This window comes from Pseudomonas sp. 05N431, from assembly GCF_056397005.1.
Genome location: NZ_JBFTMN010000002.1, coordinates 382,226 through 404,870, shown reverse-complemented (window position 1 = coordinate 404,870; position 22,645 = coordinate 382,226). Strand labels below are relative to the sequence as shown.

At 59.1% G+C, this 22,645-nt stretch carries 22 protein-coding genes and 1 tRNA gene; 16 read left to right on the top strand and 7 right to left on the bottom strand.

Annotated features, from left to right (window positions below; genetic code table 11):
* Window positions 1-23 precede the first annotated feature (23 nt).
* The gene (locus tag AC1DIG_RS04935; RefSeq protein WP_477766375.1) at window positions 24-1,940 is read left to right on the top strand and encodes an ATP-binding cassette domain-containing protein; all 1,917 of its coding nucleotides are present in this window, start codon (window positions 24-26) and stop codon (window positions 1,938-1,940) included.
* A 179-nt stretch (window positions 1,941-2,119) separates the two neighbouring features.
* On the opposite strand, the gene AC1DIG_RS04930 is transcribed toward AC1DIG_RS04935, so the two are convergent.
* Window positions 2,120-2,557: a universal stress protein gene (locus tag AC1DIG_RS04930; RefSeq protein WP_019689573.1), complete on the bottom strand. Its 438-nt coding sequence runs from the start codon at window positions 2,555-2,557 to the stop codon at window positions 2,120-2,122.
* Window positions 2,558-2,661: 104 nt separating this feature from the next.
* On the opposite strand from AC1DIG_RS04930, the gene AC1DIG_RS04925 reads away from it, so the two are divergent.
* The 7 genes from AC1DIG_RS04925 (at window position 2,662) to AC1DIG_RS04895 (ending at window position 11,103) form a co-directional block, all read left to right on the top strand.
* Window positions 2,662-3,099, top strand: a complete 438-nt coding sequence (locus AC1DIG_RS04925; protein ID WP_477766374.1) for a hypothetical protein — start codon at window positions 2,662-2,664, stop codon at window positions 3,097-3,099.
* A 524-nt stretch (window positions 3,100-3,623) separates the two neighbouring features.
* Window positions 3,624-5,771, top strand: coding sequence for a fatty acid oxidation complex subunit alpha FadB (gene fadB, locus AC1DIG_RS04920; protein WP_477766373.1), 2,148 nt, complete (start codon window positions 3,624-3,626; stop codon window positions 5,769-5,771).
* Between the two features lie 29 nt (window positions 5,772-5,800).
* Entirely contained in the window at window positions 5,801-6,976 is a 1,176-nt protein-coding gene (gene fadA / locus AC1DIG_RS04915) for an acetyl-CoA C-acyltransferase FadA (protein ID WP_019692749.1), read from the top strand.
* 101 nt (window positions 6,977-7,077) lie between these two features.
* Window positions 7,078-7,314, top strand: coding sequence for a DUF1653 domain-containing protein (locus tag AC1DIG_RS04910; RefSeq protein WP_019692748.1), 237 nt, complete (start codon window positions 7,078-7,080; stop codon window positions 7,312-7,314).
* Window positions 7,315-7,428: 114 nt separating this feature from the next.
* Window positions 7,429-10,050 carry a type I DNA topoisomerase gene (gene topA, locus AC1DIG_RS04905; RefSeq protein ID WP_477766372.1) on the top strand — a complete coding sequence of 874 codons (2,622 nt, stop codon included), beginning with the start codon at window positions 7,429-7,431 and terminating at the stop codon, window positions 10,048-10,050.
* 143 nt (window positions 10,051-10,193) lie between these two features.
* Complete coding sequence (locus tag AC1DIG_RS04900) at window positions 10,194-10,718, top strand: DUF6586 family protein (protein WP_123584637.1); 525 nt, start codon at window positions 10,194-10,196, stop codon at window positions 10,716-10,718.
* Window positions 10,719-10,869: 151 nt separating this feature from the next.
* The gene (locus AC1DIG_RS04895; protein WP_123426092.1) at window positions 10,870-11,103 is read left to right on the top strand and encodes a hypothetical protein; all 234 of its coding nucleotides are present in this window, start codon (window positions 10,870-10,872) and stop codon (window positions 11,101-11,103) included.
* 106 nt (window positions 11,104-11,209) lie between these two features.
* Here AC1DIG_RS04895 and sulA read toward each other — a convergent pair whose 3' ends face one another.
* Together sulA and lexA are read right to left on the bottom strand one after the other, a co-directional pair.
* Window positions 11,210-11,683: an SOS-induced cell division inhibitor SulA gene (sulA, locus tag AC1DIG_RS04890; protein ID WP_477766371.1), complete on the bottom strand. Its 474-nt coding sequence runs from the start codon at window positions 11,681-11,683 to the stop codon at window positions 11,210-11,212.
* A gap of 10 nt (window positions 11,684-11,693) precedes the next feature.
* The gene (gene lexA / locus AC1DIG_RS04885) at window positions 11,694-12,302 is read right to left on the bottom strand and encodes a transcriptional repressor LexA (RefSeq protein ID WP_019692743.1); all 609 of its coding nucleotides are present in this window, start codon (window positions 12,300-12,302) and stop codon (window positions 11,694-11,696) included.
* A gap of 252 nt (window positions 12,303-12,554) precedes the next feature.
* Here lexA and psrA point away from each other — a divergent pair, with 252 nt between their 5' ends.
* From psrA to AC1DIG_RS04865, 4 genes are read left to right on the top strand one after another with little or no spacing between them, the layout of a single operon-like run.
* Window positions 12,555-13,262: a transcriptional regulator PsrA gene (gene psrA, locus AC1DIG_RS04880; protein ID WP_477766370.1), complete on the top strand. Its 708-nt coding sequence runs from the start codon at window positions 12,555-12,557 to the stop codon at window positions 13,260-13,262.
* 48 nt (window positions 13,263-13,310) lie between these two features.
* Window positions 13,311-13,463 carry a hypothetical protein gene (locus tag AC1DIG_RS04875; RefSeq protein WP_477766369.1) on the top strand — a complete coding sequence of 51 codons (153 nt, stop codon included), beginning with the start codon at window positions 13,311-13,313 and terminating at the stop codon, window positions 13,461-13,463.
* 8 nt (window positions 13,464-13,471) lie between these two features.
* Window positions 13,472-14,470, top strand: coding sequence for a beta-N-acetylhexosaminidase (gene nagZ / locus AC1DIG_RS04870; protein ID WP_477766472.1), 999 nt, complete (start codon window positions 13,472-13,474; stop codon window positions 14,468-14,470).
* A 12-nt stretch (window positions 14,471-14,482) separates the two neighbouring features.
* Entirely contained in the window at window positions 14,483-15,220 is a 738-nt protein-coding gene (locus tag AC1DIG_RS04865; RefSeq protein WP_477766368.1) for an S-methyl-5'-thioinosine phosphorylase, read from the top strand.
* A gap of 98 nt (window positions 15,221-15,318) precedes the next feature.
* On the opposite strand, the gene AC1DIG_RS04860 is transcribed toward AC1DIG_RS04865, so the two are convergent.
* A complete protein-coding gene (locus tag AC1DIG_RS04860) occupies window positions 15,319-16,248 on the bottom strand; it encodes a LysR family transcriptional regulator (RefSeq protein ID WP_477766367.1) in 930 nt (309 codons plus the stop codon).
* A gap of 174 nt (window positions 16,249-16,422) precedes the next feature.
* Between AC1DIG_RS04860 and AC1DIG_RS04855 the strand changes: the two genes are divergently transcribed.
* Window positions 16,423-17,652 (top strand): acyl-CoA dehydrogenase, encoded by a 1,230-nt coding sequence (locus AC1DIG_RS04855; RefSeq protein WP_054596576.1) that lies wholly within the window; start codon window positions 16,423-16,425, stop codon window positions 17,650-17,652.
* Between the two features lie 72 nt (window positions 17,653-17,724).
* Here the strand turns inward: AC1DIG_RS04855 and ftrA are convergent, their stop codons facing one another.
* On the bottom strand, window positions 17,725-18,702 hold the full coding sequence (gene ftrA, locus AC1DIG_RS04850) for a transcriptional regulator FtrA (RefSeq protein WP_477766366.1): 978 nt from the start codon (window positions 18,700-18,702) through the stop codon (window positions 17,725-17,727).
* 100 nt (window positions 18,703-18,802) lie between these two features.
* Here ftrA and AC1DIG_RS04845 point away from each other — a divergent pair, with 100 nt between their 5' ends.
* The gene (locus AC1DIG_RS04845) at window positions 18,803-19,237 is read left to right on the top strand and encodes a rhodanese-like domain-containing protein (RefSeq protein WP_477766365.1); all 435 of its coding nucleotides are present in this window, start codon (window positions 18,803-18,805) and stop codon (window positions 19,235-19,237) included.
* 155 nt (window positions 19,238-19,392) lie between these two features.
* Here the strand turns inward: AC1DIG_RS04845 and AC1DIG_RS04840 are convergent, their stop codons facing one another.
* Window positions 19,393-20,040, bottom strand: a complete 648-nt coding sequence (locus AC1DIG_RS04840; protein WP_477766364.1) for a type 1 glutamine amidotransferase — start codon at window positions 20,038-20,040, stop codon at window positions 19,393-19,395.
* A gap of 278 nt (window positions 20,041-20,318) precedes the next feature.
* Between AC1DIG_RS04840 and AC1DIG_RS04835 the strand changes: the two genes are divergently transcribed.
* Entirely contained in the window at window positions 20,319-21,098 is a 780-nt protein-coding gene (locus AC1DIG_RS04835) for an ABC transporter substrate-binding protein (protein ID WP_477766363.1), read from the top strand.
* 98 nt (window positions 21,099-21,196) lie between these two features.
* The gene (locus tag AC1DIG_RS04830; RefSeq protein WP_477766362.1) at window positions 21,197-22,309 is read left to right on the top strand and encodes a succinylglutamate desuccinylase/aspartoacylase family protein; all 1,113 of its coding nucleotides are present in this window, start codon (window positions 21,197-21,199) and stop codon (window positions 22,307-22,309) included.
* Window positions 22,310-22,498: 189 nt separating this feature from the next.
* Here the strand turns inward: AC1DIG_RS04830 and AC1DIG_RS04825 are convergent.
* Window positions 22,499-22,574 (bottom strand) — tRNA-Asn (locus AC1DIG_RS04825).
* Window positions 22,575-22,645: the final 71 nt, after the last annotated feature.

The following is a 22,645-nucleotide window of genomic DNA, read 5'->3' as shown; positions in this document are numbered from 1 at the left end:
GCGCCCGGTTTTTGGAGAAGCTCATGACCCTGCTCAAATTCAGCGATGTGTCCCTTGCTTTCGGCGCTATGCCGTTGTTGGACAAGGTGTCCTGGCAGATCGCCCGTGGTGAGCGGGTGTGCATCATCGGCCGCAACGGCACTGGCAAATCCAGCATGATGAAGCTGGTCAAGGGCGACCAGAAGCCCGATGACGGCTCCGTCTGGCGCGCACCTGGCCTCAAGATTGGCGAATTACCGCAAGAATTGCCGGTGGCCGACGAGCGGACAGTGTTCGACGTGGTGGCCGAAGGCCTGGACGGTGTGGGCGAATTGCTTGCGCAGTACCACCACCTGAGTCAGAACTGCGTTACCGAAGCCGATCTGGACAAACTGATGCACGTTCAGCACGACCTCGAAGCCCGCGATGGCTGGCGTTTGCAGCAATTGGTCGACAGCACCCTGAGCCGTCTGCAATTGCCGGCTGACAAAACCCTCGCCGAATTGTCCGGCGGCTGGCGTCGTCGCGTCCTGCTGGCGCAGGCGCTGGTTTCCGAACCGGATCTGCTGCTGCTCGACGAACCGACCAACCACCTGGACATCGGTGCCATCGCCTGGCTCGAAGAGGCGTTGAAGGATTTCCAGGGCGCCGTGCTGTTCATCACGCACGACCGTTCTTTCCTGCAAAACCTGGCCACCCGCATCTTGGAACTGGATCGCGGCGGCCTGATCGACTGGAACGGCGACTACGCCAGCTTCCTCGTCCACAAGGAAGCCACGCTGGCCGCTGAAGAAACCGCCAACGCGTTGTTCGACAAGAAGCTGGCCCAGGAAGAAGTCTGGATCCGCCAGGGCATCAAGGCTCGTCGCACCCGTAACGAAGGTCGTGTTCGCGCCCTCAAGGCGCTGCGTGTCGAGCGTAGCGAGCGTCGTGAGCGCACCGGCAAGGCCAACATTCAGCTGGATACCGCTGACAAGTCCGGCAAGCAGGTGATGGTCCTCGAGAACGTCAGCTTCGCCCACCCGGATGGCCCGTTCCTGATCAAGGACTTCTCCATGGTCTTGCAGCGCGGCGACCGTATCGGTCTGCTGGGCGCCAACGGTACCGGCAAAACCACCTTGCTGAAGCTGATGCTTAATGGTTTGCAGCCAACCAGCGGTACAGTCGAAGAGGGCACTCGCATCGATGTGGCCTATTTCGACCAGCTGCGCCATCAGCTGGATCTGGAAAAGACCGTGATCGACAACGTCGCCGAAGGTCGCGATTTTATCGATATCGACGGTCAGAGCCGTCACGTATTGAGCTACCTCGGTGACTTCCTGTTCAGCCCACAGCGTGCCCGCACGCCGGTCAAGGCGTTGTCGGGTGGTGAGCGTGCGCGTCTGTTGCTGGCCAAGTTGTTCAGCAAGCCGGCCAACCTGCTGGTACTCGACGAACCGACCAACGACCTCGACGTGGAAACCCTCGAGCTGCTCGAAGAGGTCTTGCTGACCTTCAACGGCACTGTGCTGATGGTCAGCCACGACCGGGCATTCCTCGACAACGTGGTCACCAGTACCCTGGTCTTCGAAGGTGAAGGCAAGGTTCGTGAATACGTCGGTGGTTATCAGGACTGGCTGCGTCAGGGCGGCTCGCCGCGCCTGTTGGGCGTGACCGAGAGCAAGTCCGGCAAGGCCGACCTGAACTCTGCAGTCGTCACCGCAGCGCCTGCGCCAGTGGCGGTTCAAGAAGCGCCAGCGGCCAAGAAAAAGCTCAGCTACAAGCTGCAACGTGAGCTGGAAGCGTTGCCGGGCGATATCGATGCCAAGGAACAGCAGATCGCCAAGGTACAAACCGAAATGGCCGATGCCGGTTTCTATCAGCGTCCTGCTGTTGAAACCGCCAAGGTCATCGCGCAGCTTGAGCAGTTGCAAGCGGAACTCGATGCACTGGTCGAGCGCTGGGCCGAGCTGGATGCCTGATTGATCCTGTTATGAAAAAGCCCGGCGTTCAGTAATGAGCGCCGGGCTTTTCATATGGAATGCGATTTTATGTGGGAGCTGGCTTGCCTGCGATGGCATCACCTCGGTCTTTGCATTGCCTGTAATGGCCCCATCGCGGGCAAGCCCGGCTCCCACACTGGATCTCCATTTGGACGTATTCAGCTTTTGATCAGGCGCACCGCCAGTACATCGCAAGGCGCACCATGCAACACGTCATTGGCGGTGGAGCCCAGCAGCAGTGCGAGGCCGTGGCGGCCATGACTGCCCACGACGATCAGGTCGCACTCCTGTTCCTTGGCCATATGATGGATTTCCTGGCGTGGCTGGCCATAGGTCAGGTGGCTGTATTCTTTGGACAATTCAGGATACTTGTTGATCAGGCGCTCGAGGCGCTCCTTGGCCTGGTCGAATTGCTGTTGCTGCAATTGCGACAGGTCCATCGGCACGTCACCACCAAAGGCCATGGCCATCGGTTCGACAATATGAACCAGGGACAATTTGGCACCGTTGCTGACCGATAACTCGCGAGCACGGTGAATCACAGGATCGCACTCTTCGGTTAGATCTACGGCGACCAGAATATGGTGGTAGGGCATGAGGTGCTCCTCCTGAGGATTGCGATAACGGTAAGTATGGCTGGTTTCAAGCGGATTGGTTTCGACAGGGATCAATCCGCCCATCAAGAATCGGGAGTACAGATATGACGGTCTGGATAGTGGTGTCAATCCTCGCAGTAGTGCTGAGCCCTCTGGCATGGCTGCGACCTTCGCGTAAACAGGGGGGGCAGATGGCCTTGCGCATGGAGGCGCGGCGTATTGGCCTGGCCATGCAGCTGGCACCGCAGGAGTGGCCGCATTGGCTTGAGCCAGTGCCGCCCAGCCCGTGTGCGCAATACCATCGGCCGCGACGGGGCAATCAGCCGGGGTGCTGGATCTATTGGCAAAGTGCGCCGGGCGTGTGGGTCAATCAATGGCGGGAAGTTTGTCAGGATGAGTCGTTGCTGATTCATTTCCGGAAGTTGCCGGCCAACGTCTACAAGGTTGAGGCCGACAAGCAAATGATCACCTTGTATTGGGGGGAGCGGGGCGAGGCCGAGGTGTTGCAACAGATTGATGCCGTCCTCAAGGCGCTGGCTTGAACAACGGCTAATAAAAAGCCCGACATCTTCATCGGGCTGGAGTGGCCAGGCAGGCCGGTAATTCGCTGAATCGTCACGCTATCCAAGGTGTGGCGCTGATCTTGCGCTTGGCGTTCGCCATAAGCGTCTCTGTTTTCCGTTTATCGTCCCCGCCAGCGTAGCTGTGTATTTCCGGTTGCGCAGCTGATTAGGGCGACGTTTCTAAATATTGATTCTATGAATGGCTGCACATGCACCCGCGTGTTGCAGGTCTTCGTGGTGCGGATATGACCGCAAAGTCGAATTACAACCCGCATTTTGGGCGATTGACAATTGTCGGAAATTCCGTGAAGGTGGCGTACCCAAATCAAACGGGCGTATGAATTGAGCGTTTGTATTACAGACAGCTCCTACAGAATCCCGACTATCGCGTTGGCGGGTGTGCCTGGTGGAATGGCGTTAGCATCGACGGTAGCGTCCATGCCGAGCCAGAACGTCAGCGTCCGACGTGTACTGTTCAGCTTCCATATCGTGGAGATCAGTTGATGATTTACGAAGGTAAAGCCATCACGGTTAAGGCTCTTGAAAGTGGCATCGTCGAATTGAAATTCGACCTCAAGGGTGAGTCCGTCAACAAGTTCAACCGTCTAACCCTGAACGAACTGCGTTCGGCCGTAGACGCCATCAAGGCAGATGCGTCGGTCAAGGGTGTGATCGTCAGCAGTGGCAAGGACGTATTCATCGTCGGTGCCGACATCACCGAATTCGTCGACAACTTCAAGCTGCCGGATGCAGAGCTGGTTGCTGGCAACCTCGAAGCCAACAAGATTTTCAGCGATTTTGAAGACCTCAACGTTCCAACCGTGGCCGCAATCAACGGCATCGCCTTGGGTGGCGGTCTGGAAATGTGCCTGGCGGCGGACTACCGCGTCATGTCCACCACGGCCAAGATCGGTCTGCCGGAAGTCAAACTGGGCATCTACCCAGGCTTCGGCGGTACCGTTCGCCTGCCGCGCATCATCGGTGCCGACAACGCCATCGAGTGGATTGCCGCCGGTAAGGAAAACCGCCCGGAAGACGCGCTGAAAGTCGGCGCAGTCGATGCGGTGGTTGCTCCAGAGAAGCTGCAGGAAGCGGCCCTGGAACTGATCAAGCGCGCCATCGCAGGCGAATTCGATTACAAGGCCAAGCGTCAGCCGAAGCTGGAAAAGCTCAAGTTGAACGCCATCGAGCAAATGATGGCTTTCGAAACCGCCAAAGGTTTCGTGGCCGGTCAGGCTGGCCCGAACTATCCGGCGCCGGTTGAAGCGATCAAGACGATCCAGAAAGCCGCGAACTTCGGTCGCGACAAGGCTCTGGAAGTTGAAGCCGCCGGCTTCGTCAAACTGGCCAAGACCTCTGCTGCGCAGAGCTTGATCGGTCTGTTCCTGAACGATCAGGAGCTGAAGAAAAAAGCCAAGGCCTACGATGAAATCGCCAAAGACGTGAAACAGGCTGCCGTACTCGGCGCCGGTATCATGGGCGGCGGTATCGCTTATCAGTCGGCGTCCAAAGGCACGCCGATCCTGATGAAGGACATCAACGAGCACGGTATCGAGCAGGGCCTGGCTGAAGCCGCGAAACTGCTGGTTGGCCGCGTTGATAAAGGCCGCATGACCGCAGCCAAAATGGCCGAAGTGCTCAACGGCATTCGTCCAACCCTGTCCTACGGTGATTTCGGCCACGTCGACCTGGTGGTCGAAGCGGTCGTCGAGAACCCTAAGGTCAAGCAAGCGGTATTGGCCGAAGTCGAAGACCAGGTCAAAGAGGACACCATCCTCGCGTCGAACACCTCGACCATTTCCATCAGCCTGTTGGCCAAGGCCCTCAAGCGTCCGGAAAACTTCGTCGGCATGCACTTCTTCAACCCGGTGCACATGATGCCGCTGGTCGAAGTCATTCGTGGCGAGAAGTCCAGCGAGCTGGCCGTTGCCACCACCGTTGCCTACGCCAAGAAAATGGGCAAGAACCCGATCGTCGTCAACGACTGCCCGGGCTTCCTGGTCAACCGCGTTCTGTTCCCGTACTTCGGCGGTTTCGCCAAGTTGGTCAGCGCCGGTGTGGACTTCGTCCGTATCGACAAGATCATGGAAAAATTCGGCTGGCCAATGGGCCCGGCGTACCTGATGGACGTGGTCGGTATCGACACCGGTCACCACGGTCGTGACGTAATGGCTGAAGGCTTCCCGGACCGCATGAAAGATGACCGTCGTTCGGCCGTTGACGTGCTCTACGAAGCCAAGCGCCTGGGCCAGAAGAACGGCAAGGGCTTCTACGCCTACGAGACCGACAAGCGCGGCAAGCAGAAGAAAGTAGCCGATCCGTCGGTACTCGAAGTGCTCAAGCCAATCGTCTTCGAACAGCGTGAAGTGACCGACGAAGACATCATCAACTGGATGATGATCCCGCTGTGCCTGGAAACCGTGCGTTGCCTGGAAGACGGCATCGTCGAAACCGCTGCCGAAGCCGACATGGGTCTGGTCTACGGTATTGGTTTCCCTCCATTCCGTGGCGGTGCACTGCGCTACATCGATTCGATCGGTGTTGCAGAGTTCGTTGCCCTGGCTGACCAGTACGCTGATTTGGGCGCGCTGTACCACCCGACCGAGAAGCTGCGCGAGATGGCCAAAAACGGCCAGAGCTTCTTCGGTTAAGCGCCTAAACGACTAGAGCGAGAATATTTATGAGCTTGAATCCAAGAGACGTCGTGATTGTCGACTTCGGTCGTACTCCGATGGGCCGCTCCAAGGGCGGCATGCACCGCAACACCCGCGCCGAAGACATGTCGGCGCACCTGATCAGCAAATTGCTGGAACGCAACGTCAAGGTCGACCCGAGCGAAGTCGAAGACGTGATCTGGGGCTGCGTGAACCAGACCCTGGAGCAGGGCTGGAACATCGCCCGCATGGCGTCCTTGATGACTCAGATCCCGCACACGGCTGCCGGCCAGACCGTCAGCCGCCTGTGTGGCTCGTCGATGAGTGCATTGCACACCGCAGCGCAAGCGATCATGACCGGTAATGGTGACGTGTTCGTGGTTGGCGGCGTCGAGCATATGGGTCACGTGAGCATGATGCACGGTGTCGATCCGAACCCGCATATGTCGCTGTACGCGGCGAAAGCCTCGGGCATGATGGGCCTGACCGCAGAAATGCTCGGTAAAATGCACGGCATTACCCGTGAGCAGCAGGATGCCTTCGGCGTGCGCTCCCACCAACTCGCCCATAAAGCGACGGTGGAAGGCAAGTTCAAAGACGAAATCATCCCGATGCAGGGTTACGACGAAAACGGTTTCCTGAAACTGTTCGACTACGACGAAACCATCCGTCCGGAAACTACCCTGGAAAGCCTGGCGGCATTGAAGCCGGCGTTCAATCCAAAGGGTGGCACCGTGACAGCCGGTACTTCGTCGCAGATCACCGATGGTGCTTCGTGCATGATCGTGATGTCGGCGCAGCGTGCACAGGACCTGGGCATCCAGCCGATGGCGGTGATCCGCTCGATGGCAGTGGCAGGTGTGGATCCGGCGATCATGGGTTATGGTCCAGTGCCGGCGACACAGAAAGCACTGAAGCGTGCAGGTCTGGGTATTGCCGATATCGACTTCTTCGAGCTCAACGAAGCTTTCGCTGCACAGGCCCTGCCGGTGCTGAAAGATTTGAAAGTGCTCGACAAGATGAACGAGAAGGTTAACCTGCACGGCGGCGCGATCGCCCTGGGCCACCCATTCGGTTGCTCCGGTGCACGTATCTCCGGCACGCTGCTCAATGTAATGAAGCAGAATGGCGGCACCTTCGGTGTATCGACCATGTGCATTGGCCTCGGCCAGGGCATTGCCACCGTCTTCGAACGCGTTTAAGCGATTCGTCGACGGAAGCCGGGGCCAAGTGCCCCGGTTTTTGTTTTTCTGAAGATTTTTTTTTGTTTTTTATTTCAAGTGATTTGAGTGAGGGCCAGACCATGCCGATACAACCAGGGCTCTACCAGCATTACAAAGGTCCGCAGTACCGCGTATTCAGTGTCGCGCGGCATTCCGAGACCGAAGAAGAAGTGGTCTTCTACCAAGCCCTGTATGGCGATTACGGCTTTTGGGTGCGTCCCTTGAGCATGTTCCTGGAGTCGGTCGAAGTTGACGGCGAACAGGTCCCGCGCTTTGCTTTGGTGCAGGCCGAACCAAGCCTTTTTTCAAGGCCATAAGCTGAGAGCGCGCAGAACCCTGCGCTTGACCTCACCTTGTTGCCACTATATATAGCGGTGCCGCGTCAGGCGCCAACCGCCTTTCACTTCTAGAATTCAGGAATTTTCTGATCCATGGGCAAATCGCTGGTCATTGTGGAATCCCCGGCTAAGGCCAAGACCATCAACAAGTATCTGGGTAACCAATACGTGGTGAAGTCGAGTATCGGCCATATCCGAGACCTGCCCACCAGCGGTTCGGCTAGCGCCAGCAAAGAGCCTGCTGCCAAGCGCGGCAAGGCTGCTGCTGGTGAAGCGCCGGCGCTGTCGCCTAAAGAAAAGGCGCGCAAGCAGCTGGTCTCGCGCATGGGTGTCGATCCCGATCATGGCTGGAAAGCCAAGTACGAGATCCTCCCGGGCAAGGAAAAGGTCATCGAAGAGCTGCGCCGGCTCGCCAAAGATGCTGACACCATCTATCTCGCAACCGACTTGGATCGCGAGGGGGAAGCCATTGCCTGGCACCTGCGCGAAGCCATCGGTGGTGATGACAGCCGCTACAAGCGCGTGGTGTTCAACGAAATTACCAAGAAGGCGATTCAGGAAGCCTTCTCCCAGCCGGGCGAGCTGGACATCGATCGGGTCAATGCCCAGCAGGCGCGTCGCTTCCTCGACCGCGTGGTGGGTTACATGGTTTCGCCGCTGCTGTGGGCCAAGATCGCTCGCGGTCTGTCTGCCGGCCGTGTGCAATCGGTAGCCGTGAAGCTGGTGGTGGAACGTGAGCGCGAAATTCGTGCGTTCAACCCGGAAGAGTACTGGGAAGTACACGCTGACCTCGGCACTGCCAAGGGCGCCAACGTGCGTTTTGAAGTGGCCCGTGAAAACGGCGAAGCCTTCAAGCCGCTCAACGAAGCCCAGGCCATGGCTGCGCTGGAAAAGCTCAAGGCTTCCAGCTACACCATCGCCAAGCGCGAAGACAAACCGACCAGCAGCAAGCCGTCGGCACCGTTCATCACCTCCACCCTGCAACAGGCTGCCAGTAACCGCCTGGGCTTCGGCGTGAAGAAAACCATGATGATGGCGCAGCGTCTGTACGAAGCTGGCTACATCACTTATATGCGTACCGACTCGACCAACCTCTCGGTTGATGCCGTGGCGATGGCGCGTACTTATATTGAAGGTGAGTTCGGTAGCAAGTACCTGCCGGAAACACCGAACGTCTACAGCAGCAAGGAAGGCGCGCAAGAGGCTCACGAAGCGATTCGTCCTTCTGACGTGAACACCGATCCAAGCAAGCTGTCGGGTATGGAGCGTGACGCTGAGCGTCTCTACGAGCTGATCTGGCGCCAATTCGTCGCGTGCCAGATGCTGCCGGCGAAATACCTGTCGACCACCGTCAGTGTCGCCGCCAGCGGCTTTGAGCTGCGTGCCAAGGGCCGCATCCTGAAGTTCGACGGTTACACCCGCGTCATGCCGCAAATGGCCAAGCCAGGCGACGACGATGTGCTGCCGGACATGGCGCAAGGCGATGTGCTGAAGTTGATCAAGCTTGATCCGAGCCAGCATTTCACCAAGCCGCCGGCGCGTTACTCGGAAGCGAGCCTGGTCAAGGAAATGGAAAAGCGCGGTATCGGTCGTCCTTCGACCTATGCGGCGATCATTTCGACCATCCAGGACCGCGGTTACGTCGCACTGCACAACCGTCGTTTCTACTCGGAAAAGATGGGAGACATCGTCACCGAGCGTCTGTCCGAAAGCTTCTCGAACCTGATGGACTACGGCTTCACCGCCGGCATGGAAGAGAACCTCGATGACGTCGCCCAGGGCGAACGTGACTGGAAAAACGTGCTGGACGAGTTCTACGGCGACTTCAAGAAGAAACTCGAAGTAGCCGAGAGCGCGGAAAACGGCATGCGTGCCAACCAGCCGGTCATGACGGACATCCCGTGCCTCACGTGTGGTCGTCCGATGCAGATTCGTACCGCGTCGACCGGCGTGTTCCTTGGTTGCTCGGGCTACAGCCTGCCGCCAAAAGAGCGCTGCAAAGCCACCGTCAACCTGGTGCCGGGCGATGAAATCGCTGCGGACGACGAGGGTGAATCGGAGTCTTTGGTGCTGCGTGGCAAGCATCGCTGCCCGATCTGCAGCACTGCGATGGACGCGTACCTGCTGGATGAGAAGCGCAAGCTGCACATCTGCGGTAACAACCCGGATTGCGCAGGCTACGAGATCGAAGAAGGCAGCTATCGCATCAAGGGCTACGAAGGTCCGAGCCTGGAGTGCGATAAGTGCGGCAGCGAAATGCAGTTGAAGACGGGCCGTTTCGGCAAGTTCTTCGGTTGCACCAACGCGACCTGCAAGAACACCCGCAAACTGCTGAAGAGCGGTGACGCGGCGCCGCCGAAGATGGATCCGGTGAAGATGCCCGAGCTCAAGTGCGAGAAGGTCAACGACACCTACATCCTGCGTGACGGTGCTTCCGGCCTGTTCCTGGCGGCGAGCCAGTTCCCGAAAAACCGCGAGACCCGTGCTCCGCTGGTGATCGAGATCGTGCCGCACAAGGATGAGATCGATCCGAAGTACCACTTCCTCTGCGCAGCGCCGAAGAAGGATCCGGATGGTCTCCCGGCAGTGATCCGTTACAGCCGCAAGACCAAGGAGCAGTACGTGCAGACCGAAGTCGAAGGCAAGCCTACCGGTTGGAAGGCGTTCTACGACGGTGGCAAATGGGTGGTTGAAGACAAGCGCGTAGCCAAGTAATCGGGCAATGCGATGCAAAAGGCCGCATGCAAACCCTCGGGTTTTCATGCGGCCTTTTGTTTTGTGCTTGCGGTCAGCTTGTCTGATCCATGACACTGTCAGACCTGCATTACGCGTCTTATTTCGTTGTGGAGACTGCCGTCATGGCCTTTGAGCTCTATACCCGTACCAATCAGAAAATTTACTTTGCCGGTCTGTCGCTTGAGGCGCTGGCCCGAGCGGAAGAGGGACGGGCGATGAACTCCCTGGCGCTGATCCAGGCCGGGCGTGAGTCAGCGTTGTTTCACTTGTACGGCGCACTGCTGGGCTTGTGTCATGAGATTGCCGGTTTTTACCGTTTGCCTCAGGCCAATGCGCCGCGAGCAGAATTGCTGCTGACTCGGGAAGTACTCGAAACCATCGCTATTCCGGAGATGGCGGAGATGGTCGAGTTGGCGAACAATCCTGAAACCTGGCTGGCGAAACTCCTGGCTGCCCATGCCGCACTGTTTCAACCGCCACGCGTGCCGCACAAGCCCAAGGGCGATGTGACCCAGCCGCTGATCATGGCGGTTAACCTCGATGAGGAAGAGACGCCTCAAGAGTTGAGTCGGGAAGAGCTTGAGAGCTGGCGCCAGAACCTCAAGGACCTGGCGATTCGGTTTCGCGAAGGGTTGAATGAGTGCTGAGTCTCTGTCCTGAACGCTGAGCGTTCAGGACCGGTCATGGATCAGGGATGATCTTCAGCGTCGGTTTCAGTGACGTGCAGCCGGTCAAGATCCCGAGCGAAGCTGCGCTGATGACTATATAATCCCCGCCTTTCGTGGAGAACAGACCTTTATGCCAACGTCCTTTCTAGAAATTGTCGAACTGCCAGACGGTCGTATTGAGCTGCGCAGAGCTGAGGACGAGGGTTCTCTGGTGACTTTGGACTTCTCTGAAGACGCCAAGGCGTTCCTGCAGGGCCAGCACGTTGAAGTCGCCAAGGCGATGTTGAGCGTCGGTGTGCAGATGGCTGGACGCCTGGTTGAAGGCGAGTTCGACAAAGAAGAAGGGCCGCGGATTCTTCATTGATTCCGTTCGTCGGCTTTTCGTAGAGCATCATTTCATATCAAAGTTACAGATTGGCTTCTCTGTCCTGGAGAAGCCCTGCGCTTTTCGCGTGCACAGTGCGTATTACTTAACCCAGTCGAATATTCAGGCTTTGAGCATTCCCGGTACGGGCGGCGCTGATCAGCTGTTGGCGCGCACTGGAACTCAACGGGTTCAGCCAGCTTACAACGGTGTGACTGCGGCCCAGGCGCAAGGCTTCGCAAGCCAGTTGCTGGGCGCTTTGTGTTCCCCGTGGTTGTAGTAACAGAATGCGTTCACGGTTCAGGCCGGCATCTCGCAGCCAGGCTTGAGTCAGGCTGGCGGGTGGCGCGATCAGCGTCAGCCAGCGAGCGTCCTTGTCCTGGCTCAGCTCTCTGAGGATAGGGGCCAGAAGGTTCAGGCAGTTCCCGGCCGCACCACGCAATGACAGCTCACTGAATGCTTCGGGTTCGGCGCTCCAGGGTGTCTCGACCACGTCTTTGAGAATCGGCGCCAGCGGCTGAGCCATGAACGCTTCGAACAGCGGAAGTTGTGTGTGCTGTGGTGTGTGAGGGAACTGCATAACGCCTCCTTTAGCGGCGAATGACGCCGACACTCAAGCCTTCGATCACCAGGTCCTGATCTTTCAGGTTTACTTCGATCGGGGCAAACTCGGGGTTTTCGGCAATCAGCCAGACCTTGCTGCCGTCGCGCTTGAAGCGCTTGACGGTCACTTCGTCGCCGATCCGCGCAACCACGATCTGGCCGTTACGGGCTTCGCGCGTGGTGTGCACGGCGAGCAGGTCGCCGTCGAAAATCCCCACATCCTTCATGCTCATGCCGTGAACGCGCAACAAATAGTCGGCGCGTGGATGGAAGAAGGAAGGATTGATGTTGCAGGATTCTTCGATGTGCTGTTGAGCGAGAATCGGAGCGCCAGCAGCAACCCGGCCAATGATGGGCAGGGTGGACTCGTCGGCCTTGGCTTCGAAGCCCGGGATGCGAATGCCGCGCGAGGCGCCGGGGGTCATTTCGATTGCACCCTTGCGCGCCAGTGCCTTGAGGTGTTCTTCAGCTGCATTGGGCGACTTGAAGCCAAGCTCCAGGGCGATTTCTGCGCGGGTTGGCGGATAGCCGTTGTCTTCGAGGCAACGTTTGATAAAAGCCAGAATCTCAGCTTGGCGTGGCGTCAGTTTTAGCATGTCGATCGCTCTGTCTTTTTATACAGTGACTGGGATTATATACAGTGGAGTGGTCTTGGCAATCCTCCTTTTTTATCCGACCGCTGGACGGTCGGTTTACAGATCGCTTGCTCGCAGTCTGTAGGACTGGCTACAGCTCCCGACTTGTATGGTTAAATAGCTGACCGACCGTTCGCAAAACGAACAGGCAGGCTTGACAATGCCCAGGCTGAAACGTATGTTTCAAACAAGTGTTTGTCAGGCGGAGTAGCCATGGCCCAGTCGGAAACCGTTGAACGCATTCTCGATGCTGCCGAGCAATTGTTCGCGGAAAAAGGTTTTGCCGAAACTTCATTGCGGCTGATCACCAGCAAGGCTGGGGTCAATCTGGCGGCGGTGAATTATCATTTCGGCTCCAAGAAGGCCTTGATTCAAGCAGTCTTCTCGCGTTTTCTCGGACCTTTCTGCATCAGCCTCGATCGTGAGCTGGAGCGCCGTCAGGCCAAGCCGGACAGCAAGCCAAGCCTCGAAGAGCTGCTGGAAATCCTCGTCGAACAAGCCCTCGTCGTGCAGCCACGCAGCGGCAATGACTTGTCTATCTTCATGCGTCTGTTGGGGCTGGCATTCAGCCAGAGCCAGGGGCACTTGCGGCGTTACCTGGAAGACATGTACGGCAAGGTATTCCGTCGTTACATGTTGCTGGTCAATGAAGCCGCACCGCGTATTCCTCCTATCGAACTGTTCTGGCGCGTGCACTTCATGCTCGGCGCAGCGGCATTCAGCATGTCGGGGATCAAGGCCTTGCGCGCTATCGCCGAGACCGATTTCGGGGTGAACACCTCGATCGAGCAGGTGATGCGTCTGATGGTACCGTTCCTGGCTGCTGGAATGCGCGCAGAAACCGGCGTCACCGACGAGGCCATGGCGTCGGCCCAGTTGCGTCCTCGCAGCAAATCCGCACACGTCGCCGCCAAGGTTTAACGGCTCACGGGTGGGCGCGGCAGCTTACATCCGCTAAGCTAGCCGCCCATGCCGACTCCTGTTTCAGACCCGCTCCATTTCTCCTTTGTCGACCGCGATCCGCCGGGCATTGCCCTTGGCGGTGAAGTCGTGTGTCTGCGTCGGGCCGGGCTATTCAAAAATGCGCCGCGCGCGCTTTTCGTTATCAAGGAATTTTTATGACTGCTGGCCTGCAAGGCTCGTTGATGGTGGACGTCGCCGGTACCTGGCTGACGGCCGAAGATCGCCAACTGTTGCGTCAGCCCGAAGTGGGCGGCCTGATCATTTTTGCACGCAACATCGAGCATCCGCGCCAGGTCCGCGAGTTGAGTGCGTCGATTCGTGCGGTGCGCCCGGACCTGCTGTTGGCCGTGGATCAGGAAGGTGGCCGGGTGCAGCGCCTGCGTCAGGGCTTTGTGCGTCTGCCAGCCATGCGGGCGATTGCTGACAACCCGAACGCCGAATACCTGGCCGAGCAGTGTGGCTGGATCATGGCGACTGAAGTGTTGGCCGTCGGTCTCGACTTGAGCTTTGCCCCGGTGCTGGACCTCGATTACCAGCGCAGTGCCGTGGTCGGTACCCGTTCGTTCGAAGGCGACCCGGAACGTGCGGCCGTGCTGGCAGGCGCGTTCATTCGCGGCATGAACAGCGCCGGCATGGCGGCGACCGGCAAGCACTTCCCTGGCCATGGCTGGGCGGAGGCAGACTCGCACGTCGCGATTCCGAATGACGAGCGCAGTCTTGAGGAAATCCGCGCCAAGGACCTCGTGCCGTTCGCACGGTTGAGCAAGCAGCTGGCGGCGGTGATGCCGGCTCACGTGATCTACCCGCAGGTCGACTCGCAGCCGGCCGGCTTCTCGCGCCGCTGGTTGCAGGACATTCTGCGCGGTGAATTGCAGTTTGACGGGGTGATCTTCAGCGACGATCTGTCGATGGCCGGTGCCCATGTGGTCGGCGACGCTGCCAGCCGGATCGAAGCGGCACTGTCGGCCGGTTGCGACATGGGGCTGGTATGCAATGATCGCGCGGCCGCCGAGCTGGCCCTGAGCGCAGCTCAACGCCTGAAAGTCACACCGTCTGCACGCATTGCGCGGATGCGCAGCCAGTCGTTCGCCAGCACCGATTACCGGCAGGACCCACGTTGGCTTGTTGCCCTTGGCGCGCTCAAAGATGCCCAACTGATTGATTAAGGACTTTTTGCAATGACGGTTTACGCGATTATCGGTGGCACCGGCCTGACCCAGCTCGAAGGCTTGAGCATTCGCCAGTCATTGGCTCTGGACACGCCGTACGGCGCACCGTCGGCCGAGATCCAGGTCGGTGAATACGCCGGGCGTGAAGTACTGTTTCTCGCCCGTCACGGCCATCCGCACCGTTTTCCGCCGCATCAGGTGAATTACCGGGCCAACCTGTGGGCCTTGAAGCAGGCGGGCGCGCAGGCGATTCTGGCGGTCAACGCGGTCGGCGGTATTCATGCGGCCATGGGCACCGGGCATTTCTGCGTGCCTCATCAACTGATCGATTACACCAGCGGTCGCCAGCACACCTATTTTGCCGATGATCTGGAGCAGGTGACCCACATCGACTTCAGCTATCCCTACAGCGAACCATTGCGCAAGCAGCTGATTGCCGCCTTGGCGGCTGAAGGCTGTGCCTACAGCAGTCACGGTGTGTATGCCTGCACGCAGGGCCCACGCCTGGAAACTGTTGCCGAGATCGCCCGCCTGGAGCGTGATGGCTGCGATATCGTCGGCATGACCGGTATGCCGGAAGCAGCGTTGGCACGCGAACTGGAGCTGGATTACGCGTGTCTGGCGCTGGTGGTGAACCCGGCAGCAGGCAAGTCGACGGCGGTGATTACCATGGCGGAGATCGAACAGGCGCTGCATGACGGGATGGGCAAGGTGAAGTCGACATTGGCGCGAGTGCTTAAAGGTTAAGAATTCGTTGTATTGAGTCGACTCTTCGCGAGCAAGCCCGTTGTGCGGGCTTGCTCCGGGCGGCGATCCGGCGAAGAACGATAACGCGGCCCAATGTCTTACGCGTTATCCAGCTTCTTCTCATGCGCCGTCACTTGCTGGCACAACTCGATCATCTGCTCGCGCATCCAGCGGTTGGCCGGGTCCTGGTCGGTGCTTTCGTGCCAGTAGAGGTGGGTCTCCACCGGCGGCACATCATTGACCGGCAGATGAAAGGCGTGCAGGTCATGACGCCGGGCAAAACGCTCCGGCACGGTCATCACCATGTCGGTTTGCTGCAACACCTGGGAGGCCATCAGGTAATGCTGCGAGCGCAGGGCAATCTTGCGCTGGATGCCCATTTTACCCAAGGCCAGGTCGACATAACCCAGGCCGCTGCGGCGGCTGGAAATGTGTACATGGGTCTGTGACAGGTAGTCGTCGAGGGTGAATTTTTCCTTGCTCGCCATTGGATGGCCCTTACGCATGGCACACACGTAGCGATCTTCCATCAACTTGACGTGACGCACTTGCGGGTCGGTGTTGAGCGGTGCATCGACGGCAAAGTCCAGGCGGCCAGCGGCGAGTTCCTTGGTAGTCTCGCGGCGTTTGGACAGAAAACTCTCGATGATCACCGTCGGCGCCAGACGTCGCAGGCGCTGGAACAGCGGCGGCAGGATCACTGCCTCGGTGAGGTCTGTCATGCTGATGCGGTAGGTCTTGACCGCCTGCAAGGGGTTGAAAATCCGGCTTTCCTGTACCGATACCCGCAGCAACGACAGCGCGTTGCGCACCGGGCCGATGATGTTTTGCGCCATGGGCGTGGGCACCATGCCCTGCGCGGTACGCACGAACAACGGGTCGTTGAAAGTCTCGCGCAGACGGGCCAGAGCGTTCGACACCGCAGGCTGGGTAATGCCGACAATTTGCCCGGCGCGAGTCAGGTTGGCTTCGGTGTAGATCGCGTCAAAGACGATGAAAAGGTTGAGGTCGACCTTGCTCAGATTCATGGCGATTCGCTCTTGGCTCTTGTTATAGGGAGAGGGCTCGATCAGTCGATCATATATCGGTGATGAATGTTAATACACGCTGAGAATAGGCTAGGTAAATTATCAACGCTGATCTAGCATCAATTCATGACCTCAACAACGTCTTCAACACCTCGTCAAAAAAGGTAGCTACCCATGGATTTCGCCTATTCCCCCAAGGTCCAGGAACTGCGTGAACGCGTGACTGCGTTCATGGACGCGTACGTTTATCCTGCCGAAGCAGTGTTCGAACGTCAGGTCGCTGAAGGCGATCGCTGGCAGCCGACGGCAATCATGGAAGAGCTGAAAAACAAGGCCAAGGCTGAAGGCTTGTGGAATCTGTTTTTGCCGGAATCCGAATTGGGCGCCGGCCTGACCAACCTGGAATACGCGCCATTGGCGGAAATCATGGGCCGCTCCTTGCTCGGACCTGAGCCGTTCAACTGCTCGGCGCCAGACACCGGCAACATGGAAGTGTTGGTGCGCTACGCCAATGAAGAGCAAAAGCAACGCTGGCTGGAGCCGCTGCTGCGCGGCGAGATCCGCTCGGCGTTTGCCATGACCGAACCGGACGTGGCGTCCTCCGACGCCACCAACATGGCCGCCCGTGCGGTGCGTGATGGCGACGAGTGGGTGATCAACGGCAAGAAGTGGTGGACCTCCGGCGCATGTGATCCACGCTGCAAAATCCTGATTTTCATGGGCTTGAGCAATCCCGATGCACCGCGTCACCAGCAGCACTCGATGATTCTGGTGCCGGTGGATACTCCTGGCGTGAAGATTGTCCGTCCGCTGCCGGTGTTCGGTTACGACGATGCGCCTCACGGTCACGCCGAAGTGCTGTTCGAGAACGTCCGCGTACCTTATGAAAACGTGCTGCTGGGTGAGGGTCGTGGCTTCGAGATCGCCCAGGGGCGCCTTGGCCCAGGCCGGATTCACCACTGCATGCGCTCGATCGGCATGGCGGAGCGCGCACTGGAGTTGATGTGCAAGCGTTCGATCAACCGCACCGCCTTCGGTAAACCGCTGGCACGCTTGGGCGGCAATATCGACAAGATCGCCGACTCGCGGATGGAAATCGACATGGCGCGGCTGTTGACCCTCAAAGCGGCCTACATGATGGACACTGTGGGTAACAAAGTGGCGAAAAGCGAAATTGCCCAGATCAAGGTGGTGGCGCCGAACGTCGCCTTGAAGGTGATCGACCGGGCGATACAGATCCACGGTGGTGCGGGTGTCTCCAACGATTTCCCGCTGGCCTACATGTACGCCATGCAACGTACGTTGCGCCTCGCCGACGGCCCGGACGAAGTGCATCGCGCAGCGATCGGCAAGTTTGAAATCGGCAAATACGTGCCGAATGAAATGCTGCGCAGCGGGCACTAAGCTTCGGCGCTGTACCTCACCCGCAAACGCAGTATTGCTGTGTTTGCGGGTGAGTGCGTTTGCAATCACTCCTCACATCGACAGCGCTTTCACTTCGCGGCCAAACCGCTCCCGATACACCGACGGCGGCAGCCCGACCACGCTGCGAAACGCCACGCGGAAACTCTCCACCGAGCGGTAACCACATTGCAGTGCGATGGACTCGGTGTTGTGTGCGCTGCTTTCCAGCAGCTCTCGGGCGCGAGCCAGCCGTTGTTGTTGCAGCCAGGATTTTGGCGAGGCGCCGGTGGCTTCGCTGAACCGTCGTAAAAAAGTTCGCTCGCTCATGGCCGCTTGGCTCGCCAGTTCGCGCACGCCCAGCGGTTCATGCAGGCGTTCGCGGGCCCACTGCATGACGCGTGACAGATCACTGCGAGGTGTGCGGCTGACGGGGGCGGGAATGAACTGTGCCTGCCCGCCGGTGCGTTGCGGCGACATCACCAGCCGGCGTGCTACCGAGTTGGCGACCTGAGTGCCGAAGTCCCGTGCCACCAGGTGCAGGCAGGCATCAATGCCGGCGGCGCTGCCGGCGGAGGTGATCAGTTGTCCCGCATCGACATACAGCACGTCGGGGTCGACCAGAATGTTCGGGAAACGCTCGGCCAGTTCTTCGGTATAACGCCAGTGAGTCGTTGCGCTCAGCCCGTCGAGCAACCCCGTGGCTGCGAGTACAAACACCCCGGAGCAGATCGATAGCAGCCGCGCGCCTCGGGCATGGGCCTGGCGCAAGGCGCACAGTAGCGCTTCCGGCACCGGCTCACTGCGGTTTCGCCAGCCGGGGATGATGATGGTTCGCGCGGTGTCCAGCAGTTCCATGCCACCGTCCGCCAATACCTGAATGCCGCCCATGGCGCGCATCGGTCCCTGATCGACAGCGACGATCCGGTGTTCGTACCAGGGGAAGTCGAACTCTGGCCGCGCCAGTCCGAAAATCTCCACGGCGATCCCGAACTCGAAGGTGCAGAGACCGTCGTAGGCCAGAATCGCGACTAATCCGGGGTCGGTGTGCATTTGGCGGAAAATTCCCGGTGAGTGTCTTGTGCGCCACTGTAGCGGTATTGGCGAGTTGGATACAGTCCTCTCACGCCCACATACGCTTTGGAGAGCACCCATGACCAGTCTGGTTCGCGAAATTCCTGCCGCCCCATCCGCCGTTGCTCTGTTGCATTTCAGCAATCGCCTGACCTTTGAAACCGACTGTTCCGACGTCTTTGGCAGCCAGCAGGCCGGTGACGTGGACTTCGTTCTGGTGGATGTACGGGGGGCACTGGCGTTCGAGCGCGGTCATGTGCCGGGTGCGATTAACATTCCCGGGCGCTTGATCAGCGCTGAGGTACTGGCGGCTTACCCGAAAACCACGCTGTTCGTGGTGTATTGCGCCGGTCCGCACTGCAACGGCGCGAACAAGGCTGCGGTGAAGCTCGCGGCGCTGGAGTACCCGGTCAAGGAAATGATCGGCGGAGTGGCGGGGTGGCTGGATGAAGGCTTTGAGTTGAGCCGCACGGTTGAACGACCGGCCAGTGCGGCAATCGGATGCGAGTGCTGAGCCTTCGATGCCCCGTAGCAGCTGTCGAGCCCGCGAGGCTGCGTTCGAGGACGAAGTCCTCGTAAATCCTGATTCCGCGGTTTGCCTGGATGAGCGCATTACCTGATTCAACGACTGCTCCGCAGCCGAACGCAGCCTCGCAGGCTCGGCAGCTGCTACAGATTTTTTGCGTGCCACTCATCCAGCGTCGCCTGCAACCAGTCGAACACTTGGCGGTAAGCGGCGCTGTCCTCCTGATCGCGGGGCAAGGGCGATTCGTCGCCGAAGTGGGCGTTGAGCAGGGCTACCGACTCGGCGTTCCATTCCGGATGAAACTGCAATCCCACGCGCGTCGAGCCGACGGCGTACATCTGCTGCTCACACTGGGCGCTGCTGGCCAGCAAGCGGGCGTCTGGCGGCAGATCAATCGCATCCTCATGCCATTCCAATACGTTCAATGCGCGCCCATCGGCGAACGTAACCGTGGTCCAGCCAGTTTCGGTCCGGGCCATTCGCCGCACGTTTCCACCCAGGCTCAGGGCCAGCAATTGTGCGCCCAGGCAAATGGCGAACACCGGCGCACCTTGCGAGATGCTTGCCGCCAGCCACTTGCGCTCTTCTGCCAGCCACTGCGGACCTGCGTTGGCCTCGTAAGGCCCGCCCAGAATGATCACCGGCGCAGCGCCTGCGGGCGGAAGCTGGCCAAGGTCCGCGCGAAACACTTTCAGCGTCAGCCCCCGGGACTCGGCCCAATCGTCAATCGCACCCGGGCCTTCAGCGGGGTGGTGCTGGATCAGGTTCAACGAGGTCGATTGCTCGGACATGACGCGGCTCTCTGGTGGCGGAGGGGGATGGTCGGTTTTTTTCGTCGGAACGTGCGGCATCTTGACTGAAAACCAGGCGTTTCTGAAGGCCGTTGCAGCGCGTTGGCGCAGTCTATTACTGCGGGAAATACCTTGGCTTATTTTCTATAACTATTTGTCGCATAAACACAATTTGCATCCTGAGTGCGGCTCTAGACTGCCGGCCACTTCGATTTTTACCAGCCACAAGCTACTAATCGAGTGCTGCCAATAAGAGTCTCCGCACACAGGAGTTATAAATGAAGAAGCTAGTGATGTTCGGTGCTCTGGCACTGTCCGTGTTGTCCCTGTCGGCCGTAGCCGAGGATGCCAAACCGATCCGTCTGGGGATCGAAGCCGGCTACCCGCCGTTCTCGTTCAAGACCCCTGAAGGCAAGCTCAGCGGTTTTGACGTGGACATCGGCGACGCGCTGTGTGAGCAGATGAAAGTCAAATGTACCTGGGTCGAGCAAGAATTCGATGGCCTGATCCCGGCGCTCAAGGTCAAGAAGATCGACGCGATCCTGTCGTCCATGACCATCACCGACGACCGCAAGAAGAACGTCGACTTCACGATCAAGTACTACCACACCCCGGCACGTTTCGTGATGAAGGAAGGTACCGCCATCAAGGACCCGCTGACCGAACTCAAGGGCAAGAAAGTCGGTGTGCTGCGCGCCAGTACCCACGACCGCTTCGCCACTGAAGTGCTGGTGCCGGCCGGGATCAACCTGGTGCGCTACGGCTCCCAGCAGGAAGCCAACCTGGACATGACCTCCGGCCGCCTCGACGCGATGCTGGCTGACTCGGTCAACCTCGACGACGGCTTCCTGAAAACCGACGCCGGCAAAGGCTTCGCGTTCGTTGGCCCGGAATACGAAGACGCCAAGTACTTCGGCGGTGGTGCCGGTATTGCCGTGCGCAAAGGCGATAAAGAGCTGGCGGACAAATTCAACACCGCCATCAACGAAATCCGCGCCAACGGCAAGTACAAGCAAGTGCAGGACAAGTACTTCAAGTTCGACGTTTACGGCAAGTAATTTCACCGTTCAAAAAGGTGGCTACTGTTGATGCGGTGGCCACCTTTTTTATGCACCTTTGATTTACCCCGCCCGACACATTTCTGTAGGAGCCCGCCATGCAACGTATCGACCATCAACTGCCCTGGAGCCACCTCGGCACCGAGCGCAGCCTCAGCGTGTTTCGTTTTGGCGCGGGTTCGCGCAAGGTCTACATTCAGGCCAGCCTGCACGCCGATGAACTGCCGGGCATGCGCACGGCCTGGGAGCTGAAAAAACGTCTCACCGCACTCGAAGCCCAGGGCCAGCTCAACGGCGTTATCGAACTGGTGCCGGTGGCCAACCCGATTGGTCTGGATCAGCATCTGCAAAGCGCCCACATGGGCCGTTTCGAGCTGGGCAGCGGGAAGAATTTCAACCGGGCGTTCTACGAACTCAGCGGCCCGGTGGGGGAGTTGATCGGTTCGCAGTTGGGCAGTGACGCCGAGGCCAACATCGCGTTGATCCGTCAGACCATGGGTCAGGTCCTCGACCGGTTGCCGGCCCCGGCTTCGCAGTTGGAAACCTTGCATCGGTTGCTGTTGCGTCATGCCTGTGAAGCCGACATCACTCTGGATTTGCATTGCGATTTCGAGGCGGCCATCCATCTTTATGCGCTGCCGCAACACTGGCCGCGCTGGCAGTCCCTGGCGGCGCGGTTGAAGGCCGGTGTTGCGTTGTTGTGCGAAGACTCTGGAGGCAGCTCGTTCGATGAGTCCTGTTCGTCGCCGTGGTTGCGGCTGGCCAAGGCGTTTCCAGAGGCGTCGATTCCACCGGCCAACCTGGCGACGACGCTGGAATTGGGGAGCATGGGTGACACGCGGGTTGATCAGGCTCAGGCCAATTGCGAGGCGATCCTCGGGTTCCTGTCGGAGCAGGGTTTTATTGCCGGGCAGTGGCCGCAAGCGCCGGATGAGTGTTGTGAGGGGATGCCGCTCGAGGGGACCGAGTATCTGTTTGCACCGCATCACGGGGTGGTGAGTTTTCTGCGTGAGGCGGGGGAGTGGGTCGAGAAGGGCGATGCGTTGTTTGAGGTGGTCGATCCGTTGAGTGATCGAGTGACGGTGGTGTGTGCCGGGACCAGTGGGGTGTTGTTTGCGCTGGATCGCGGGCGGTATACGCAGCCGGGAATCTGGCAGGCGAAGGTGGCCGGACGTGAGGCGATTCGGGCGGGGAAATTGGTCAACGATTGAGTCTGGCCTCGCCGCCCCATCTCCTGTGGGAGCCGAGCTTGCTCGCGATGGCGGCCTGACAGCCGACTAATCTCCCACAGGTGTACACAGTTCACCCGTGGGGGCAGGCTTGCCTACGATGGCGGCTTGATAGCCGGCACAAAAAAGCCCCTGAATCTTTCGATTCAGGGGCTTTTTGATGTTGCTGTCTGGCTCCACGACCTGGACTCGAACCAGGGACCCAGTGATTAACAGTCACTTGCTCTACCAACTGAGCTATCGCGGAATGCGCCGTATGTTACTGATTAAAAAGGACAAGTCAAGCGCTAATTGCTCGAATGGCAGATTTTCAGGTGG

Coding starts and splice junctions, on each gene's coding strand:
- AC1DIG_RS04900 (WP_123584637.1), top strand. CDS start 10,194: ATGGCCTTTGAGCTCTATACCCGTACCAATCAGAAAATTTACTTTGCC.
- AC1DIG_RS04930 (WP_019689573.1), bottom strand. CDS start 2,557: ATGCCCTACCACCATATTCTGGTCGCCGTAGATCTAACCGAAGAGTGC.
- fadA (WP_019692749.1), top strand. CDS start 5,801: ATGAGCTTGAATCCAAGAGACGTCGTGATTGTCGACTTCGGTCGTACT.
- AC1DIG_RS04860 (WP_477766367.1), bottom strand. CDS start 16,248: ATGAATCTGAGCAAGGTCGACCTCAACCTTTTCATCGTCTTTGACGCG.
- fadB (WP_477766373.1), top strand. CDS start 3,624: ATGATTTACGAAGGTAAAGCCATCACGGTTAAGGCTCTTGAAAGTGGC.
- topA (WP_477766372.1), top strand. CDS start 7,429: ATGGGCAAATCGCTGGTCATTGTGGAATCCCCGGCTAAGGCCAAGACC.
- psrA (WP_477766370.1), top strand. CDS start 12,555: ATGGCCCAGTCGGAAACCGTTGAACGCATTCTCGATGCTGCCGAGCAA.
- sulA (WP_477766371.1), bottom strand. CDS start 11,683: ATGCAGTTCCCTCACACACCACAGCACACACAACTTCCGCTGTTCGAA.
- AC1DIG_RS04910 (WP_019692748.1), top strand. CDS start 7,078: ATGCCGATACAACCAGGGCTCTACCAGCATTACAAAGGTCCGCAGTAC.
- AC1DIG_RS04895 (WP_123426092.1), top strand. CDS start 10,870: ATGCCAACGTCCTTTCTAGAAATTGTCGAACTGCCAGACGGTCGTATT.
- AC1DIG_RS04840 (WP_477766364.1), bottom strand. CDS start 20,040: ATGTCCGAGCAATCGACCTCGTTGAACCTGATCCAGCACCACCCCGCT.
- AC1DIG_RS04835 (WP_477766363.1), top strand. CDS start 20,319: ATGAAGAAGCTAGTGATGTTCGGTGCTCTGGCACTGTCCGTGTTGTCC.
- AC1DIG_RS04875 (WP_477766369.1), top strand. CDS start 13,311: ATGCCGACTCCTGTTTCAGACCCGCTCCATTTCTCCTTTGTCGACCGC.
- ftrA (WP_477766366.1), bottom strand. CDS start 18,702: ATGCACACCGACCCCGGATTAGTCGCGATTCTGGCCTACGACGGTCTC.
- AC1DIG_RS04865 (WP_477766368.1), top strand. CDS start 14,483: ATGACGGTTTACGCGATTATCGGTGGCACCGGCCTGACCCAGCTCGAA.
- AC1DIG_RS04935 (WP_477766375.1), top strand. CDS start 24: ATGACCCTGCTCAAATTCAGCGATGTGTCCCTTGCTTTCGGCGCTATG.
- AC1DIG_RS04855 (WP_054596576.1), top strand. CDS start 16,423: ATGGATTTCGCCTATTCCCCCAAGGTCCAGGAACTGCGTGAACGCGTG.
- AC1DIG_RS04830 (WP_477766362.1), top strand. CDS start 21,197: ATGCAACGTATCGACCATCAACTGCCCTGGAGCCACCTCGGCACCGAG.
- AC1DIG_RS04845 (WP_477766365.1), top strand. CDS start 18,803: ATGACCAGTCTGGTTCGCGAAATTCCTGCCGCCCCATCCGCCGTTGCT.
- AC1DIG_RS04925 (WP_477766374.1), top strand. CDS start 2,662: ATGACGGTCTGGATAGTGGTGTCAATCCTCGCAGTAGTGCTGAGCCCT.
- lexA (WP_019692743.1), bottom strand. CDS start 12,302: ATGCTAAAACTGACGCCACGCCAAGCTGAGATTCTGGCTTTTATCAAA.